A 16970-nucleotide genomic window follows, 5' to 3' on the forward strand; every position below is an offset into this window, starting at 1 on the left:
CATGCCGCGTTACGACTTCCGCTGCCGCGCCTGCGGCTCCACGTTCGAGGTCTCCCGTCCCATGTCGGCCTCAGACGAGCCGGCGACCTGCCCGGAGGGTCACGGCGACACGGTCAAGCTGCTGTCCACGGTCTCCATGACCGGCGGCGCGGCCGCTCCCCGTCCGGCCGGCGGCGGCGGTGGCTGCTGCGGCGGTGGCTGCTGCTCGTGACCGGCGGGCCCGGCTGAGCACCTCCACCACGACCCGGGCCGCCCGTTCCACCGTCTCCACGCCCGTCTCCAGGTCGGGGCTGCGTTCCGACAGCACGGCGACAAGCAGTTCGTGGCCGTTCAGCACGATCCGGCCCGCGCTGTTGACCGTCCACCGGCCGCCGTGCGCGCCGACGGGCAGCCAGCCGTTCTTGAGCGCGACCTCGCCGCCGGCGGCGCTGACGCCCCACGCCTGCGTCCTGTCCACCGACGACATGAGCCCGAGCGCCCAGCGGCGGCTCGCGGCCGACACCGGCCCGGCGGGGTCGGTGAGCTTCTCCAGCACCCTCACCTGGTCCGACGGGCCGCTGAGAGTCATTCCCCACGACAGACCGGCGCCCGGCACGGTGTCGTGCACCTCCAGCGCACGCAGGATGCGGGTGAGCCCGACCTGGCCGCCGACGGTCATGTACAGCTCGTGGGCGCTCTCGTCGTCGCTCTCGCGGATCATCCGGGAGGCCAGCCCGCGTTCGTACGCGCTGAGCCGCCGGTGCTCGCTCTGCCTGAGCAGCAGCAGGGCGAGCAGGATGTCCACCTTGGCCACGCTGGCCAGCACGAACGGCCTGCCCTCGGCGTAGGAGTACCGCACGCCCGTCGCGCGGTCGTACACCGACAGCGCCGCCCGCCCCGGACGGCCCCGCAGCTGACGGTCCAGCGCCCGGTCGATCGCCCGCCGCGTGGAGGGCGGCAGCAGGCGCCCCATGGACACCGCCTTGCGGTGCGCCACGATCGGGAGCGGGTCCGGCGGCCGGCCCGCCGAGCAGGCGGACACGACGACGGGCAGCAGGGCGGGCAGCAGGGCGGCGATGAGCGAGATCCCCCGGACGCGCATGTGCGCGAGCCTGTCACGCCCCGCACCAACGCCCGGGGGTCCGAGGGTCAAGCTTGCGGCAGGTTACGCCGCGTGGTCCGCTTGCGGCTCACGCGGCGTGGTCCGCTCGCGGCTCACGCCGCCTTGGTCCGCCGGCGGCGGCGCTGGAACGGGAGGAACCGGTCGGCCAGGTGCGGCCGCGACGGGGTCAGCGTGGGTTCGACCGCGATGATCCGGTCGAACCTGAACGCCCTGATGGCCTGGCGCATCCTGCACACGCCGACCAGGTACCAGTACTCGCGGTGGACCAGGCAGGTCACCGGCTCGACGTCGCGGGAGGTGACGGCCCCCGAGGCGTCGCGGTAGTGGAGTCGGATCATGAGACGGCTGGTGATGGCGTCGGCGACGAGCCTGGCCCGGGAGGCGACCTCCACGGGCAGCGGCTCGGTCAGGGTCGCGAGCGTGGTCGCGATGACGTCGTCGTCGAGCTCCAGGTGTTCGAGCGCGTGCTGCAGGCCGCGCCGTGCGGCGACGGCCTGCGGGCCCGCTCCGAGGTGAGCGAGGGAGAGGGCGATGGCGGCGATCTCGGCGGTCGTCAGCGGGCGAGTCTCGTCCTTCACGACTGTCGTCATACCCCAAGAATAGGGACGACCACCGACAATTTTCGAAAATCTGTGCGGTGGACCGGGGGCCCACCGCACACTAACTATCGGGACAGCTGCGACAGATCACGCGAGGCGCCGGTCGAGGCGGACGTGGTCATCGCCGCGTACGCCTGCAACGCCACGCTCACCGGCCGGTTGCGGTCGCGCGGCCGGTAGCCGCCCAGGTCGGCCAGCAGCCGCTCGCGCCGGGCGGCCAGCTCGGCCTCGGGCACCCGCAGCTCCATCGACCGGCCGGGGATGTCGATGTCGATGATGTCGCCGTCCTCGACCAGCGCGATCGTGCCGCCCTCGGCCGCCTCGGGCGAGGCGTGCCCGATCGACAGCCCGGACGTGCCGCCGGAGAAGCGGCCGTCGGTGACCAGCGCGCACGCCTTGCCCAGGCCCTTGCCCTTGAGGAACGAGGTCGGGTAGAGCATCTCCTGCATGCCGGGGCCGCCCTTGGGGCCCTCGTAGCGGATGACCACCACGTCGCCCTCCTTGACCTGCCCGCCGAGGATGCCCTCCACGGCCTGCTCCTGCGACTCGAACACCACCGCGGGCCCGCTGAACTTCCAGATCGACTCGTCGACCCCGGCCGTCTTCACCACCGCGCCGTCGCGCGAGATGTTGCCGTAGAGCACGGCCAGGCCGCCGTCGGCGCTGTAGGCGTGTGCGCGGTCGCGGATGCAGCCCTCGGCCCGGTCGAGGTCGAGGGAGTCCCAGCGGTTGTCCTGCGAGTACGCCTTCACCGTGCGCACGTTGCCCGGCGCCGCGTGCCACAGGTCGGTGGCCTCCGGCAGCGCGGAGGGCGACTTGACGTCCCAGGCGGCCAGCGTGTCGGCCAGCGTGCCCCCGTTGACGGTGGGCACGTCGCGGTGCAGCAGCCCGGCCCGGTCGAGCTCGCCCAGGATGGCCGGGATGCCGCCGGCGCGGTGGACGTCCTCGACGTGGTACTTGCTCGTGGCCGGGGCGACCTTGCACAGGCACGGCACCCGCAGCGAGATCTCGTTGATCTCCTTGAGGCCGAAGTCGACCTCGGCCTCGCGGGCCGCGGCCAGGATGTGCAGGATCGTGTTGGTCGAGCCGCCCATCGCCACGTCGAGCGCCATGGCGTTCTCGAACGCCTCGCGGGTGGCGATCGAGCGCGGCAGCACCGACTCGTCGCCGTCCTCGTAGTAGCGGCGGGTGATCTCGACGAGCTGGCGGCCGGCGTCCTCGAAGAGCTGCTTGCGCTTCTTGTGGGTGGCCAGGATCGTGCCGTTGCCGGGCAGGGCCAGGCCCATGGCCTCCGTCAGGCAGTTCATGGAGTTGGCGGTGAACATGCCCGAGCAGGAGCCGCAGGTCGGGCAGGCGTTCTCCTCCATCTCCAGCAGCTCGGCGTCGGACACCGAGTCGTCGGCCGCGGCGATCATCGGATCGACGAGGTCGAGCTTGCGGCCGGGCGTCTTGCCGGCCTCCATGGGCCCGCCGGAGACGAAGATCGTGGGGATGTTCAGCCGGAGGGCGGCCAGCAGCATGCCCGGGGTGATCTTGTCGCAGTTGGAGACGCAGATCAGCGCGTCGGCGCAGTGGGCGTTGACCATGTACTCGACGGCGTCGGCGATCAGCTCGCGGGACGGCAGCGAGTAGAGCATGCCGCCGTGGCCCATCGCGATGCCGTCGTCGACGGCGATCGTGTTGAACTCGCGCGGGATCGCCCCGGCCTCGCGGATCGAGGCCGACACCACGTCGCCGACCTCGCGCAGGTGCACGTGGCCCGGGACGAACTGGGTGAAGCTGTTGGCCACCGCGATGATGGGTTTGCCGAAGTCGCTCCCGGCTACGCCGGTCGCCCGGAGGAGGGCCCGGGCGCCGACCATGTTCCTGCCGTGGGTGACCGTACGTGACCTGAGGGCCGGCATTGTGCTTCTCCCATCATGAGGCGAGTCTTCACATGTTACGGCCACCCGCCCGGCGGCTGAGACACGTGTCCATCAACCGGACACCTCAGTCCGGCAACCGTACGGCCGCCAGCTGCGTCGCCTGGGCCACCAGCCGCCCCTTGGAGTCCCACACGTGGGCCACCTCGTCCATGCGGTCGCCCCCGACGTCCGTGGCCGACAGGCGGACCCTGATCGGGCCGGGCGCGGGCAGCCGGCGGACGTAGGCCGAGAGCTGGATCGTCGGCACCCAGCCGGACAGCCCCAGCTCGAACGAGACCGGCGGCACCGGGTCCAGCGCCACGAGCAGGCTCAGCGGGTCCCAGTCGGTGCCGTCGGCCAGGCGCTGCCAGGTCGCGATCACGCCCTTCCTGGCCGGTGTGCCGAACACGAACGCCAGATGGGCCGGATCGACGCGCTCCTCCACCACGGCCATCAGCGGCACGGCGAAGCCCGCGCCGGGCGCCTCGGTGGGCACGAGGAAGCAGTCCTCCTCGGGCGGCAGCTCGACCGGCGGGAGCGCGGACCACCAGGGGTCGCCGTCGTCCAGCACGCCCAGCGTGACGTGCGACTCGACGCGCACCCTGCCCTCCTGGGCCAGCGAGACCCGGACCTGGGCCACGCTGCGGCCGATCCGCAGCGGCTCCACGCGCACGTCCGCCGGGCCCGGCACGGGCGGCTCGAGGAAGGCGCCGCTCACGGCGGTCACGTGCGGGTGCCGTTCGCCGGCGGTGCTCTGGCAGGCGGCGCGGGCCAGCACGGCCAGCAGGTAGCCGCCGTGCAGCTTGGTGCCCACGCTCCACTGGGCGTCCAGCGTGGCGCCGAACGCGTCCGCGCCGCGGGCGACCAGCGCGGTCGCCTCCCCGAAAGTCCCCATTTTTCGCGATATCCCTTCCGCAGAAGGTCAGCTTGACACCGTCAACCTGACGGCGTCAATGTGAGTTCCATGACCGCTGCGAAACGTGTGCGCGCCCGGCGCGGAGAAGGCGGCCTGCTGCGGGAGGAGATCCTGCGCGCGGCCGAGGACCTGCTGACCGAGTCCGGCACCGAGGACGCCCTCACCCTGCGCGCCGTCGCCCAGCGCGCCGGGGTGTCCACCCCCTCGGTCTACCTGCACTTCGCCGACCGGGAAGCGCTGCTGGAAGCGGTCTGCCTGCGCGTGTGGGACGAGCTCGGCCGCCTGTTCCGCGAGAACCTGACGGGCGACCCGTTCCTCGCGCTGGGCCGCTGCGGACGGGCCTACGCCCGCTTCGCCCTGGACCATCCCGTGCAGTACCGGGTGCTGATGATGCGGCCCTCGACCGCGCAGGGCGTGCCGCCGGCCGCCGCCGAGTGCTTCCGCCACATGGTGGCGGCCGTCGCCGCCTGCGTGGCCGTCCGCGTGCTCGAAGGCGACCCCGAGAAGCTGGCGCTCGGCCTGTGGTCGTCCATGCACGGCTGCGTCTCGCTGCTCATCGCCCAGCCGTCGTTCCCGTGGCCCGAGGACCGGGAGGCGCTGATCGACCACATCGTGCGCATCGCCGGGATGGGCACGGCGCTGGCGTCCCGCCTGCCCGGCGCGCTGCCGCCCAGCGACGTGCTGGCCGCCGAACTGGACGACTTCGGCGCCCGGCTGTCGGCGGACGTGAAAGAACCCCGCGGAGCGGAACTCCGCGAGGTCCGTCGGCCGTCCTAGGCCGTCCTAGCCTTCGCCGTACCTGGCGGGCAGGACCTGGGCGGCGATGTCGTAGAGCCGGTCGATCTCGGCCGGGGTCAGCGCCCGTTCCCGCTTGGTGATCCACTTGCGGGCCCGGTCGCCCTGGTAGACGTCCACGCCGCGGATGGTCATGATCTTCCACGGCACGGGCGGCCCGTAGATGGCCAGCGAGGGCACGACGACGACCTCGCGGCCGAACGCCTTGCTGATCAGCTCGCTCGCCTGGGACGCCTCCCACTTGGCCTCGGTGAGCCTCGGCTTCATGTCGAAGGGACCGTGGAACAGCTTCTTGCCCGACTGGACGCGGACGGGAAGCCGTTTGTCCCACTTCTCGGAGTCGACCGCGTAGACGCCGGTCGGCCCCACCACGAGGTGGTCGATCTGCGCCTCGCTGCCTGGGATCGCCCTGGCGTGCAGGGTGCGGTAACCGCTGCGCTCCAGCCTGCGGAGCTGCCCCTCGGTACGCCGTTCGGCCACGGACGCGCGCCGCCACGCCGGCACCGTGGAATGGGAACGCGCGCGGTAGACCGTTTCGAGGATGGCCGCGACCACCCCCGCGGTCACTCCCATGCGCCAGTCGCGCAACAGGAAGCCCACCACGACCGCCACGCCGACCGCCACGAGCGCGCGGTTGCGCAGGCGGCGGAACCGTGGCTGCTGGAGCAGGTCACGCATGGACGCGCGTTCCACGGGCGCGTAGGTGGTCGTGGGCGCCGATGGCGTCGCGGCGGCGGTCTGCTCGCCCTCTGGCCGGTCGCTCACCCAGATGGGTGACGCATTGTGACCGTCTTCTCGCTGGTTGTCGGAGTCCACGTAACTCACCGTAGCCCGGAGATCGGAACGATTCCTAGTGTTGACCTGTCCATAGTTTTATGGCCCAGCTCATCGTGTTCCACTCATGTTTTCGGGGTATGTCTTACGTTCTTCTCTAGAGATGCCTAGTGTGCCGATCGTGCGAGAACTTCATGAGCTTTCCGCGCTTGAGCAGGCCCGGGCCGTCCGCGACCGTGACGTCTCACCGGTCGAGCTGACCCGGCACTATCTCGACCGGATCGAGCGGATCGATCCGCAGGTCGGCGCGTATGTCACCGTGACCGGCGAACAGGCCCTCGACCAGGCCCGACGCCTGGAGAAGGACCTGCCGGACGGGCCGCTGGCCGGGGTGCCGATCCCGGTCAAGGACCTCAATCTGGTCAAGGACGTGCCGATCACGTTCGGGTCGGCGGTGTACCGGGGGTTCGTCGCGCCGGTGGACGACACCGTCGTGACGCGGCTGCGCGAGGCCGGCACGGTCATCCTGGGCAAGACCGCCACCCCCGAGTTCGGCCTGCCCTGCTACACCGAGACCGACGTCTCGCCACCCGCCCGCTCGGCCTGGGACCTCGGCACCTCGGCCGGCGGGTCCAGCGGGGGAGCGGCCGCCGCCGTGGCCGCCGGGCTGGCCCCGGCCGCCCAGGGCAGCGACGGCGCGGGCTCGATCCGCATCCCGGCCTCGGCGTGCGGCCTGTACGGCATCAAGCCCACCCGTGGCCGGATCAGCTTCGCCCCGATCATCCCCGACCTGGCGGGCATGTCCACGAACGGCCCGATCGCCCGTACCGTGGCCGACGCGGCGGCCCTGCTCGACGTGATGGCGCACAACGAGCCCGGCGACCTCTACCTCGCGCCCCGCCACGAGGGCACGTTCCTCGACTGCGCCGGCCGCGACCCCGGACGGCTGCGCATCGCCCGCTACGCCGACCCCGTCGTGCCGGGGACCGAGATCGACCCCGAGGTGCTGGCCGCGTACGAGGACGCCGCCGAGACCCTGGCCGGCCTCGGGCACGAGGTCGTCGAGATCCCCAGGCCGTTCGGCGTGGACCTCGTGCCGCAGTTCGTCACCCTCTGGTACACCTTCGCCTGCATGCACCCGGTCGCCGACGACCAGCGGTACCTGCTCCGGCCGCTCACCCGATGGCTGCGCGAGCGCGGCCTGGCCACCCCCGCACCCGCGTTCCTCCAGGCCCAGGCGGCCCTCCAGCTCGCCACCCGGGGCGCGCTCGCGATCACGAACGCCTACGACGCGGTGCTCACCCCGACCCTCACCCAGCCGCCCAGGCCGATCGGCTGGTTCGAGGACGTGGACGACGTCGAGGAGACGTTCGAGCGCATGAAGCGCTTCGCCGCCTTCCCCGCGATCTACAACGTCAGCGGCCAGCCCGCGGTGAACCTGCCGCTGCACTGGAGCGGCGACGGCCTGCCGATCGGCGTCATGCTGGCCGGGCGGATCGGTGGCGAGGGCACTCTGATCTCGCTGTCGGCACAGGTCGAGGCGGCCAGGGGCGGATTCTGGGGGGAGCGGCGGCCGGTCGTCTGGTAGGCGGTCGCGGCCTGGGTCTGGCCGGGCCCCCGGCTGAGGATTACGTTCGTCGTGTGAACAGCGCAGCGGAAAGTCTGCTCTTTCTCCTCGGGGTGTCCTCAGGGCTGTTCGTCCTGATCAGCCTGCTGGTCATGGTGCCGGGGCGTGGTTCGTCCCGGGTGGCGGAGGCGGGGCCGGTGTGGGTGGGCGGGCCGTCCGGGAGCGAGCACGGCGTGAGCACGTCGGGGCTGGTGCTGGCCGACGGCGTCGCGCCCTGGGCGCGGGCGTCCGAGCACGACTGGGTGGCCTCGGCGGCGACCGCAGAGCCTGACGGGCACCTCGGCGGCGCTTCGGCGGGATGGTGACCCGGCGATGCGCACGCTGACGACGGCCCAGGCCGACGACCTCCGGAAGGCCGTCCAGGGCGCTGAGCGGCGCAGCGGGCTGCGTTTCGGCGTGTTCCTGGGCGAGCCGGTCGGCGCCCGGCGGCACTTCGCCGAGCGCCTGCACGCCGCCCTGGGCGCCGAGGCCGCCGACGCCGTGCTGGTGTTCGTCGATCCGGCCGGACGCGCCCTGGAGATCGTGACGGGCCCGAACGCCAGGCGGCGGCTTAGCGACGGCGCCTGCCGGCTCACCGCCCTGTCGATGGCCACCGCCTTCAGCGCCGGCGACCTGGTCGGCGGCCTCCTGTACGGCATCGCCGCCCTCGGCGAACAGGCCACGACCCGCCACTGACCTGCGCCGCAGCGGTCGTCAGGCGCGTTGCAGCAGGGTGACGACGTGGTCGCTGACGCCGGCGAGCAGCCCGGACGGCTCGATCGGCGCCCCCGCCACGGCCGAGAACAGCGCGGGCAGCCCGGGCAGCGGGAAGTCGTCGTCCTCGGTGGCCGCCGCGCCCACGGCGTTCTTGTCCAGCGCCGCCCGGCTGCGCTCCCAGGCGTCGAGCACCTCCTCCGGGGACGGCACCCCGAACCCGTGCCCGACGGGCGCGGCATGCCGCAGCCGGACGAGCGGCGTCTCGGCGAAGGTCAGCGCCGTACGGGCGCGCACCTGGAGGTCGGCGCGCGGTTCGGGCTCGATCCAGTCCATGGCCGTGCACGGGTTGCGGCAGGTCGCGACGCACACCGCCAGCGCGCCCGCGAGCTGGCTGTGCTGCCGGTCGAAGTAGGCCCGCCAGCCCTCGCCGGGCTCGACCGACACCCGCAGCGTGCGGTTGGTGGCCGACTGCTCGGACTTGGTGTGGTCGCACTCCCGGTCGCCGATCACGCCGAACCTGCTCCCGGGCGCGCTCAGCCCCGCGGGCCAGCGGGCCGGGTCGCCGGCGTGGCCGAGCTGCGGCTCGAAGGCCAGCAGCGGCAGGTACTCGCTGGCGATGTGCACGGCCGCGATCATGGGGCTCAGCTCGCGCCGGTGCCAGCGGACGGCGATCACCTCAAGGAGCAGGCCGTAGGCGGGCTTGAGCGACTCCAGGGCCCCGCGCGGCTGCTCCCGCGGCGTCTGCGGCATGTGACAGGCGCGGGCGAGCCGGCGCAGGTCGGCCGGCACGGACCTGGCCTCGGCCGCGAAGTCCTCGGCGTCGAGCGAGAGCAGCCGCTGCCCGAACTCGCACACGTCGGAGATCTCGGCCGTGGGGGCGAGCGCGCCCAGGTCGGCGAAGGCGTACCGGCGGGCGAGGGCGATCAGCAGCTCACGAGTCGAATCCACGCGATGACTTTCTCACGATCTTGGAACGGTCACGGACACGGGGCGCGCACGCACTGGACGTCTTCCGGCGGGCTGGTGACCGTGGGCTCGTCCGTGGGCTCCTCCGGGCCGGGCTGGCTCGGCTCCTGCGACGGCTCGGGCTCGGCGGTGGTCGCGGTGGGCGTGGGCTTCGGCGAGATGGAGGGCGTGGCGCTCGGGGTGGTGGGGGCCACGGTCGGGCCGGGCGTCGCGCTGGTGGTGCCGCTCGGCTTGGCGCTCGGCGCGGCCTTGGTCGGCGGCACGGGCTGCCTGGTGGTGTGCTCCGGGCTGCTCGGGGTGTGGGCCTGCGTGGTCTCCTCGGCGGGCGGCAGCACCTCGCCCGTGCTCGCCGGCTCGGCCGGACGCAGCCACACCGACCCCGCCACCGCGGCCGAGACCATGACGGCGGCGGCCATGGTGACCAGGGCCGTCAGCGTGCGCCGCCGGCGGGACGTGCGGCCGGCCGGGGCCGACGGCATGGTGAACGGCGATCCGGCGTCGGCCGCGGGCATGACGCCCGTCGGCTGGAGGCCCGGGTGGGGACCGCTCGTCGTGGACGCGGACACCGAGGACGTGGTGACGGGAGACGTGTTGACCGGCAGGTCGACCGGCAGGGCCGCGCCGCTCACCGAGGCGCGGGCCGCCCGCGCCATGTCGGAGGCCGACGGCCAGCGCTGCGCCGGGTCCTTCTGCAGCGCCCGCGACACCACCTGGCGCACGGCCGCAGGCAGCTCGGCGGGCAGCTCGGGCACGGGCGCGTTGAGGTGCTTGAAGATGATCTGGACAGGGGTCTCCCCCTGGTACGGCAGCCGCCCGGTCAGGCACTCGTAGGCCACCACGCCCAGCGCGTAGACGTCGACCGCGGGCGTGACCTCGTTGCCGGCGGCCATCTCCGGCGCGCAGTAGGCGGCCGAGCCGAGCATGGTGCCGGTGGCCGTGAGGTGACCGGCCGAGGCGGAGTGGGCGACCCCGAAGTCGGTCAGCGCGACCTGCCCGTCGGGCCTGACCATGAGGTTGGCCGGCTTGACGTCGCGGTGGACGATGCCCTGCGCGTGGGCCGCGGCCAGCGCGTCGGCCACCTCGGCGATCAGGCGCATGGCCTCCTGGGGGCCGAGCGGGCCCCGGCGCAGGACGCGGTCGAGCGACTCGCCCCGCACGTACTCCATGACCAGGTAGCTGACCCGGCGCCCGTCGGCCTCGTGGACGCCGTAGTCGTAGACCCCGACCACGCCGCGGTGCCTGAGCGTGGCCATGGCCCTGGCCTCGTTCTGGAAGCGCTGGGTGAAGGTGGGGTTCTCCGACAGGGCGGGCATCATCACCTTGACCGCGACGGCCCGGCCCAGGACCAGGTCGTCGGCACGCCAGACCTCGCCCATGCCGCCGCCGCCGAGGCGGTCGGCCAGCACGTAGCGGTCGTTGAGCGTGGTACCGGCGCCTAGCACGTACTTGAGGCTAACACCCACTCTCCGTGCTCAGGCCGTATTCGGCGCAGCGCGAAGCCGGGTCCCCGCCGGGCGTGGCGGGGACCCGGGTGGATCAGGCCGACGCGGCGTCGGTCTCGCGGTTGCGCAGGGCGCGGCTGACGCCGTCGGCGCCCTCCAGGATCAGCCTGCGCAGGGCCTGCGGCGGCTGCTCGGCGGCCAGGAAGTCCTGGGCGGCCTGGACCGTGGCGGGCTCGATGAGCAGCGTGGGGAAGCAGCCCACGGCGAACGTCGAGGCCTTCTCGAACGTCCACTCCTGGTAGACGCGCCCGACCTCGGCGAAGTACTTCTCCCGGTACGGCTCCAGCAGCCCGGTGTGATGCGGGTCCTGGAAGCCGGCGATGGTGCTGCGGGCGATGTGGTTGGCCAGCTCGCCGCCCACGATCTGGGCCCAGGCCGCCGCCTTGGCCTCGGCCGTCGGGATCGCGGCCCGGCACAGCGCCGCCGACCGCTCACCCGTCGCCGTAGGGTCGCGCCGCAGCTCGGCCTCGATGTCGGCCTCGTCCAGCCGGCCGCCGGAGACCAGCGCGGCCACCAGCGTCCAGCGCAGGTCGGCGTCGACGGTCAGCCCCTCGGGCACGCCGGTGCCGTCGAGGATGGCCTGCACCAGGTCGAGGTCGGCGGCGGAGACCGCCACCGGGGCGAACGCCTGGAGGAAGGCGAGCTGGTGGTCGGAGCCGGGCGCCGCGGAGCCGAGCAGCGAGCGCAGCTCGGCGGCCAGCAGCGCCTGGCCCTCGGCCTGCCAGGCCGGGTCGGCGTACTGCTGGACGGACTGCCGCGCCTGGCGCAGCACCGCCTGCAGGACCGTGATGTCGGAGACCGTGCCGGCGCCGGAGATGACCAGCCTGACGTAGTCGCGTGTGGACATCTCGCCGTCGCGGGTCATGTCCCAGGCCGCCGACCAGCACAGAGCGCGCGGAAGCGAGTCGGTGAAGGCCGCGATGCCGCCCTCGACGAGCGTGCGCAGGGAACGCTCGTCGAGCCTGATCTTGGCGTAGGTGAGGTCGTCGTCGTTGAGCAGCACCAGGTCGGGCTGCTCGGCGCCGACCAGCTCGGCCACGCTCGTACGGGCCCCCACCACGTCGAGCTCGACCCGCTTGGTCCGGGTGAGCACGCCGTCGACCAGCGAGTACAGGCCGATCGCGATGCGGTGCGAGCGCAGCGTCGGGTAGTCGGCCGGGGCCTCCTGCAGCACCTCGAAGGAGGTGAAGCGGCCGTCGGACACCTCGAAGGAGGGACGCAGCGTGTTGACCCACGCGGTCTCCAGCCACTCCTTCGACCACGACGACAGGTCGCGGCCCGAGGTGCGCTCCAGGGCGGCGAGCAGGTCCTTCAGCTCGGTGTTGCCCCAGGCGTGCTCGGCGAAGTAGTCGCGCACCCCGGCCAGGAAGTTGTCCAGGCCGACGTAGGCGACGAGCTGCTTGAGCACCGAGGCGCCCTTGGCGTACGTGATGCCGTCGAAGTTGACCTCGACCGCCTGCATGTCGGGGATGTCGGCGGCGATCGGGTGGGTGGAGGGAAGCTGGTCCTGGCGGTAGGCCCAGGACTTCTCCACGTTCGCGAACGTGGTCCACGCGCCGTTGCCCCACCGGGTGGCCTCGGCCTGGGCCAGCACGGACACGTACGTGGCGAAGGACTCGTTCAGCCACAGGTCGTCCCACCAGCGCATGGTGACCAGGTCGCCGAACCACATGTGGGCCATCTCGTGCAGGATCGTCTCGGCGCGCCGCTCGACGACCGCGTCGGTGACGCGGGACCGGAAGACGTAGTCCTCCAGGAACGTCACGCAACCCGCGTTCTCCATCGCGCCGGCGTTGAACTCGGGCACGAAGAGCTGGTCGTACTTGGTGAACGGGTAGCGGACGCCGAACACCCGGTGGAAGAAGTCGAAGCCCTGCCGGGTGACCTCGAAGAGGTTGTCGGCGTCGAGGTGCTCGCCGAGCGAGGCGCGGCAGTAGAGGCCGAGCGGGATGCCGTCGTGCTCCGAGGTGACCTTGTAGTACGGCCCGGCCACCAGCGCGGTGATGTACGTGGAGATCACCGGCGTGGCCTCGAACTCCCACCGCCTGGCCGCCTCGACGCCGCCGTGGCGGCCGGAGTGCCCGTCGAGGTCCTCCACCTTGGCCGCGGCGCCGTTGGAGACGACCTCCCAGTCGGCCGGGGCCAGCACGGTGAGCTGGAAGACGGCCTTGAGGTCGGGCTGGTCGAAGCAGGCGTACATGCGGTGGGCGTCGGCCGTCTCGAACTGGCTGTGCAGGTAGACCTTCTGGTCGACCGGGTCCACGAAGCGGTGGAGGCCCTCGCCCGTGCGCATGTAGCTGCAGTCGGCGTCGACCAGCAGCTCGTTGGACTCGGCCAGCGAGGGGAGCGGGAAGCGGCCCTTCTCGGCGTCGTAGGCGGAGACGTCGAGGTCGACGCCGTTGAGGGTGACCTTGCGCACGTTGGCGCCGTGGAGGTCGATGAAGGTGGAGGCGCCCGGGCTGGTGCTGGTGAAGCGCACCGTCGTGACGCTCTCGAAGCGCTCGTCCCCCTCCGTCAGGTCGAGTGCGACGTCGTACGACTCGACCGTCAACAGCCGGGCGCGCTCGCGAGCCTCGTCCCGGGTCAGGTTCCCTGCCAAGTTGCGCTCCTTTTCACCACTTCGTTGTAGTTTGTCGGTATCCTGCCACGCCGGGAATAGGACCTCGACACCCTCAGGTTATGGCCCCACGTGACTGAGAAGATTCCCGTGGACCTGTGGTTCGATCCTTTCTGCCCATTTGCCTGGGCGACGTCACGATGGCTTCTCGAAGTGGAGAAGGTTCGCGCCATCGAGCCGCGCTGGCACGTGATGAGCCTCAACGTCCTCAACGAGGGCAATGACGTGCCCGACTCCTACCGTGAGGCCATCGCCAGGGCCATCGAACCCGTCCGCGTCGTGGCCGCGGCACGGGCCGCGCACGGCGACAAGGTCGTCGGCCCGCTCTACACCGAGCTCGGCACCCGCCTGCACAACCAGGGCGGGAGCAAGGACCTCAGCCGCCTCGGCGAGCTCATCGAGGACTCCCTGGAGGCGATCGGCCTCAGCCGCGACCTCGCCGCCGCCGCCCACTCCACCGAGTGGGACGACGACGTACGCGCCTCCCACCAGGAGGGCATCACCCTGGTCGGCCAGGACGTCGGCACCCCGGTCATCCGCGTCGGCGCCAACGCCTTCTTCGGTCCCGTGATCACGTCCATCCCGAAGGGCGAGGACGCGGGCAGGCTGTGGGACGGCGTTCTTCTCGTCACCGAGTTCGATGACTTCTTCGAGCTGAAGCGGACTCGTACCAGACAGCCCACCTTCGACTAGATATGTCTTCCGCCGCCGGGGTAAGACTCCTACCCTGGCGGTAGGTCTCGGGCGCGCCGAGGATAAGGAATCCCCCTCTGCCCGGTCCATGCTGTCGCCAGTCCACGACGTGCACGCGAGGATGGCCCCATGCGCCAGCTGTACATCGGCGGTTCCTGGAACGCCTCTACGTCAGACGAGTCCATCGAGGTCGCCAACCCGGCCACGGAGGAGATCATCGATCGGGTGCCCGCGGGCACCCCCGACGACGTCGAGGCGGCGGTGTCGGCGGCGCGCGAGGCGTTCCCCGTCTGGTCCGACACGTCGGCGACGCAGCGCGGGAAGCTGCTCGGCGCCGCGGCCGAGCTGCTCAAGCAGCGCGCCGAGAGCGTCGCGCGGACGATCGCGACCGACATGGGCGCGCCGCTCGGCTTCGCGCTCAAGGTGCAGACGCTGATGCCCGCGGCCGTGCTGTCCTCCTACGCGCAGATGGCCGAGAGCTACCCGCGCGAGTCCCGCATCGGCAACTCGCTGCTGGTCAAGGAGCCGATCGGGGTCGTCGCGGCGATCACGCCCTGGAACTACCCGCTCCACCAGATCATCTGCAAGGTCGGCCCCGCGCTGGCCGCCGGATGCACGGTCGTGCTCAAGCCGAGCGAGGTGGCGCCGCTCGCGGCGTACGCGCTGGCGGAGATCTTCGACGAGGTCGGCCTGCCGCCCGGGGTGTTCAACCTGGTCAGCGGACGCGGCCCGGTCGTCGGCGAGGCCATGGCCGCCCATCCCGACGTGGACATGGTCTCCTTCACCGGCTCCACCGCGGCCGGCCGCCGGGTCGCCGCGCTCGCCGCCGAGACCGTCAAGCGGGTGGCGCTGGAGCTCGGCGGCAAGTCGGCCAACATCGTCCTGCCCGACGCCGATCTCGCCACGGCCGTCAAGGTCGGGGTGGCCAACTGCTTCATCAACGCGGGCCAGACCTGCTCGGCCTGGAGCCGGATGATCGTCCACCGCGACCAGTACGACGACGCCGTCCGCCTGGCCGTCGAGGCGACCCGCAAGTACACCGTCGGCGACCCCTTCGACGAGGCCACCAGGGTCGGGCCCCTGGTGTCGGCGGCCCAGCGCGAGCGGGTGGTCCGCTACATCAACCGGGGTCAGGAGGAGGGCGCCAGGCTCGTCGCCGGCGGCACCGAGCGCCCCCGCGAACGCGGCTTCTACGTCGAGCCCACGGTCTTCGCCGCGGTCGAGCCGGGCATGACGATCGAGCAGGAGGAGATCTTCGGGCCCGTGCTGGCGCTGATCCCGTACACGAGCGAGGGCCAGGCCGTGGAGATCGCCAACGACACCAGGTACGGCCTGGCCGGGGCGGTCTGGTCGGGCAGCCAGGAGCGCGCGGTCGCCGTCGCGCGCAGGCTGCGCACCGGTCAGGTCGTCGTCAACGGCGGCCAGTTCAACCCGCTGGCCCCCTTCGGCGGCTACAAGCAGTCGGGAGTGGGCCGCGAGCTGGGCGAGTTCGGCCTGGAGGAGTACCTGGAGATCAAGTCGCTGCAGCTGTAGGCCCCGGCCTACGCGCGGAGCATGATCTTGCGGGCCTCGTCCTTCGGCAGGCGGTCCACGTACAGCTTGCCGTCGAGGTGCTGGGTCTCGTGCTGGAAGCAGCGCGCCAGCGAGCCGCGGGCCTTCAGGCGCACCGGCCGCTGCAACCGGTCGAGCCCCTCGACGGTGACGCCCGCCGCCCGCGCGACGGCGGCGTAGATCGGCGTGCCGGTGCGGCGGTCGGGCACCGACAGGCAGCCCTCCTCGTCGGAGACCTCCTCGGCGTCGTCGACGGTGAGCACGGGGTTGACGACGTGGCCCTTGCGGCCGGCGATGTCGTAGACGAACAGCCGCCGCGACACGCCGATCTGCGGGCCGGCCAGGCCGACGCCGTTGACCGCGTACATCGCCTGGAACATCTCCTCGATCAGGCGGCGCAGCTCGCGGTCGAAGTCGGTGACGGGCTCGGCGGGCGTGCGCAGCACCGGATCGCCGATGACGCGGATCTCACGCATGCGTCTCCACTTTCGTAAGGACTGGGGAACGGTTGGGGTCCTTACTCTAGCCAGCGAGTGGGATCGGCGGGGCTGTGGAAGACTGGACGGGTGCGTGTCTACATCGGTGCCGACCATGCCGGCTATGAGCTCAAGAACCACCTCGTGTCCTGGCTCAAGGACCACGGCCACGAGGTGACCGACTGCGGTCCCTTCGTCTACGACGCCGAGGACGACTATCCCGCGTTCGTCCTGCGCGCCGCCGAGGGCGTCGCCGGCGACCCCGGCAGCCTCGGGGTGGTGATCGGCGGCTCGGGCAACGGCGAGCAGATCGCGGCCAACAAGGTGCGCGGCATCCGCGCGGCCCTGGCCTGGAGCGAGGAGACCGCCTCCCTGGCCCGCGAGCACAACAACGCCAACGTCGTCAGCATCGGCGCCCGCATGCACACGACCGAGGAGGCGACCAGGTTCGTGGAGGTCTTCCTGACCACCTCCTTCTCCGGCAGCGAGCGCCACAGCAGGCGCATCGCGCAGCTGACCACCTACGAGACGATCGGCCAGCTGCCCTCGCTGCCCTAGGCGGGCTCGCTCTTGCGCCTGGCCTCGCGCCGTGGCGTCTCGTCGCGCAGGGGCCGCCGGTCGGCGGCCTCCTGCTGCTCCTTCGACGGCCTGGACACGTCGCGGGCCCGCATGGCGATGGTCGCGGTGATCTGCAGACTTTGCAGGGCCATGCTCCGAGCCTACGCTCCGGGTCTCGTTCTGTGCCTTGTCCT

17 protein-coding genes are annotated in these 16970 nt (G+C 72.1%); 8 read left to right on the plus strand and 9 right to left on the minus strand.

Features of this window, described 5'->3' with window-relative positions; genetic code table 11:
* The first annotated feature begins 1 nt into the window (after position 1).
* Entirely contained in the window at positions 2-211 is a 210-nt protein-coding gene (locus ACIA8R_RS27465; protein ID WP_397041116.1) for a zinc ribbon domain-containing protein, read from the plus strand.
* Between the two features lie 983 nt (positions 212-1194).
* Here ACIA8R_RS27465 and ACIA8R_RS27470 read toward each other — a convergent pair.
* The 3 genes from ACIA8R_RS27470 to ACIA8R_RS27480 all read right to left on the minus strand — a co-directional run bounded on the left by ACIA8R_RS27470 (position 1195) and on the right by ACIA8R_RS27480 (position 4500).
* Positions 1195-1692, minus strand: a complete 498-nt coding sequence (locus ACIA8R_RS27470) for a WYL domain-containing protein (protein WP_357705209.1) — start codon at positions 1690-1692, stop codon at positions 1195-1197.
* Between the two features lie 74 nt (positions 1693-1766).
* The gene (gene ilvD / locus ACIA8R_RS27475; protein ID WP_364092334.1) at positions 1767-3605 is read right to left on the minus strand and encodes a dihydroxy-acid dehydratase; all 1839 of its coding nucleotides are present in this window, start codon (positions 3603-3605) and stop codon (positions 1767-1769) included.
* Positions 3606-3690: 85 nt separating this feature from the next.
* Positions 3691-4500 (minus strand): thioesterase family protein, encoded by an 810-nt coding sequence (locus ACIA8R_RS27480; RefSeq protein ID WP_364092337.1) that lies wholly within the window; start codon positions 4498-4500, stop codon positions 3691-3693.
* Positions 4501-4569: 69 nt separating this feature from the next.
* On the opposite strand from ACIA8R_RS27480, the gene ACIA8R_RS27485 reads away from it, so the two are divergent.
* The gene (locus tag ACIA8R_RS27485; protein ID WP_357705215.1) at positions 4570-5298 is read left to right on the plus strand and encodes a TetR/AcrR family transcriptional regulator; all 729 of its coding nucleotides are present in this window, start codon (positions 4570-4572) and stop codon (positions 5296-5298) included.
* 6 nt (positions 5299-5304) lie between these two features.
* Here the strand turns inward: ACIA8R_RS27485 and ACIA8R_RS27490 are convergent, their stop codons facing one another.
* Positions 5305-6081, minus strand: coding sequence for a nuclease-related domain-containing protein (locus ACIA8R_RS27490; RefSeq protein WP_357705217.1), 777 nt, complete (start codon positions 6079-6081; stop codon positions 5305-5307).
* A 190-nt stretch (positions 6082-6271) separates the two neighbouring features.
* Between ACIA8R_RS27490 and ACIA8R_RS27495 the strand changes: the two genes are divergently transcribed.
* From ACIA8R_RS27495 to ACIA8R_RS27505, 3 genes are read left to right on the plus strand one after another with little or no spacing between them, the layout of a single operon-like run.
* The gene (locus ACIA8R_RS27495; protein ID WP_397041119.1) at positions 6272-7678 is read left to right on the plus strand and encodes an amidase; all 1407 of its coding nucleotides are present in this window, start codon (positions 6272-6274) and stop codon (positions 7676-7678) included.
* 53 nt (positions 7679-7731) lie between these two features.
* The gene (locus ACIA8R_RS27500; RefSeq protein ID WP_397041120.1) at positions 7732-8022 is read left to right on the plus strand and encodes a hypothetical protein; all 291 of its coding nucleotides are present in this window, start codon (positions 7732-7734) and stop codon (positions 8020-8022) included.
* Between the two features lie 7 nt (positions 8023-8029).
* Positions 8030-8392 carry a DUF5130 family protein gene (locus tag ACIA8R_RS27505; RefSeq protein WP_357705223.1) on the plus strand — a complete coding sequence of 121 codons (363 nt, stop codon included), beginning with the start codon at positions 8030-8032 and terminating at the stop codon, positions 8390-8392.
* Between the two features lie 18 nt (positions 8393-8410).
* Here the strand turns inward: ACIA8R_RS27505 and ACIA8R_RS27510 are convergent, their stop codons facing one another.
* From ACIA8R_RS27510 to pepN, 3 genes are all read right to left on the minus strand, one after another.
* A complete protein-coding gene (locus tag ACIA8R_RS27510; protein WP_364092346.1) occupies positions 8411-9361 on the minus strand; it encodes a hypothetical protein in 951 nt (316 codons plus the stop codon).
* A 29-nt stretch (positions 9362-9390) separates the two neighbouring features.
* Positions 9391-10821 carry a protein kinase gene (locus ACIA8R_RS27515; RefSeq protein ID WP_397041122.1) on the minus strand — a complete coding sequence of 477 codons (1431 nt, stop codon included), beginning with the start codon at positions 10819-10821 and terminating at the stop codon, positions 9391-9393.
* 94 nt (positions 10822-10915) lie between these two features.
* Positions 10916-13480 carry an aminopeptidase N gene (gene pepN, locus ACIA8R_RS27520; RefSeq protein ID WP_397041124.1) on the minus strand — a complete coding sequence of 855 codons (2565 nt, stop codon included), beginning with the start codon at positions 13478-13480 and terminating at the stop codon, positions 10916-10918.
* Between the two features lie 90 nt (positions 13481-13570).
* Between pepN and ACIA8R_RS27525 the strand changes: the two genes are divergently transcribed.
* Positions 13571-14191, plus strand: a complete 621-nt coding sequence (locus ACIA8R_RS27525; RefSeq protein WP_357705230.1) for a disulfide bond formation protein DsbA — start codon at positions 13571-13573, stop codon at positions 14189-14191.
* A 129-nt stretch (positions 14192-14320) separates the two neighbouring features.
* Positions 14321-15724, plus strand: a complete 1404-nt coding sequence (locus tag ACIA8R_RS27530; RefSeq protein ID WP_364092353.1) for an aldehyde dehydrogenase family protein — start codon at positions 14321-14323, stop codon at positions 15722-15724.
* Between the two features lie 8 nt (positions 15725-15732).
* Here ACIA8R_RS27530 and def read toward each other — a convergent pair whose 3' ends face one another.
* Positions 15733-16218 carry a peptide deformylase gene (gene def, locus ACIA8R_RS27535; RefSeq protein ID WP_357705234.1) on the minus strand — a complete coding sequence of 162 codons (486 nt, stop codon included), beginning with the start codon at positions 16216-16218 and terminating at the stop codon, positions 15733-15735.
* Positions 16219-16308: 90 nt separating this feature from the next.
* Between def and ACIA8R_RS27540 the strand changes: the two genes are divergently transcribed.
* Positions 16309-16776 (plus strand): ribose-5-phosphate isomerase, encoded by a 468-nt coding sequence (locus tag ACIA8R_RS27540; protein WP_352360446.1) that lies wholly within the window; start codon positions 16309-16311, stop codon positions 16774-16776.
* Here the strand turns inward: ACIA8R_RS27540 and ACIA8R_RS27545 are convergent.
* Complete coding sequence (locus tag ACIA8R_RS27545) at positions 16773-16928, minus strand: hypothetical protein (protein WP_357705236.1); 156 nt, start codon at positions 16926-16928, stop codon at positions 16773-16775. The two genes, ACIA8R_RS27540 and ACIA8R_RS27545, sit on opposite strands and share 4 nt — an antisense overlap.
* Between the last annotated feature and the right edge of the window lie 42 nt (positions 16929-16970).

It is taken from the genome of Nonomuraea sp. NPDC051191, from assembly GCF_044455665.1.
Taxonomy (GTDB): domain Bacteria; phylum Actinomycetota; class Actinomycetes; order Streptosporangiales; family Streptosporangiaceae; genus Nonomuraea.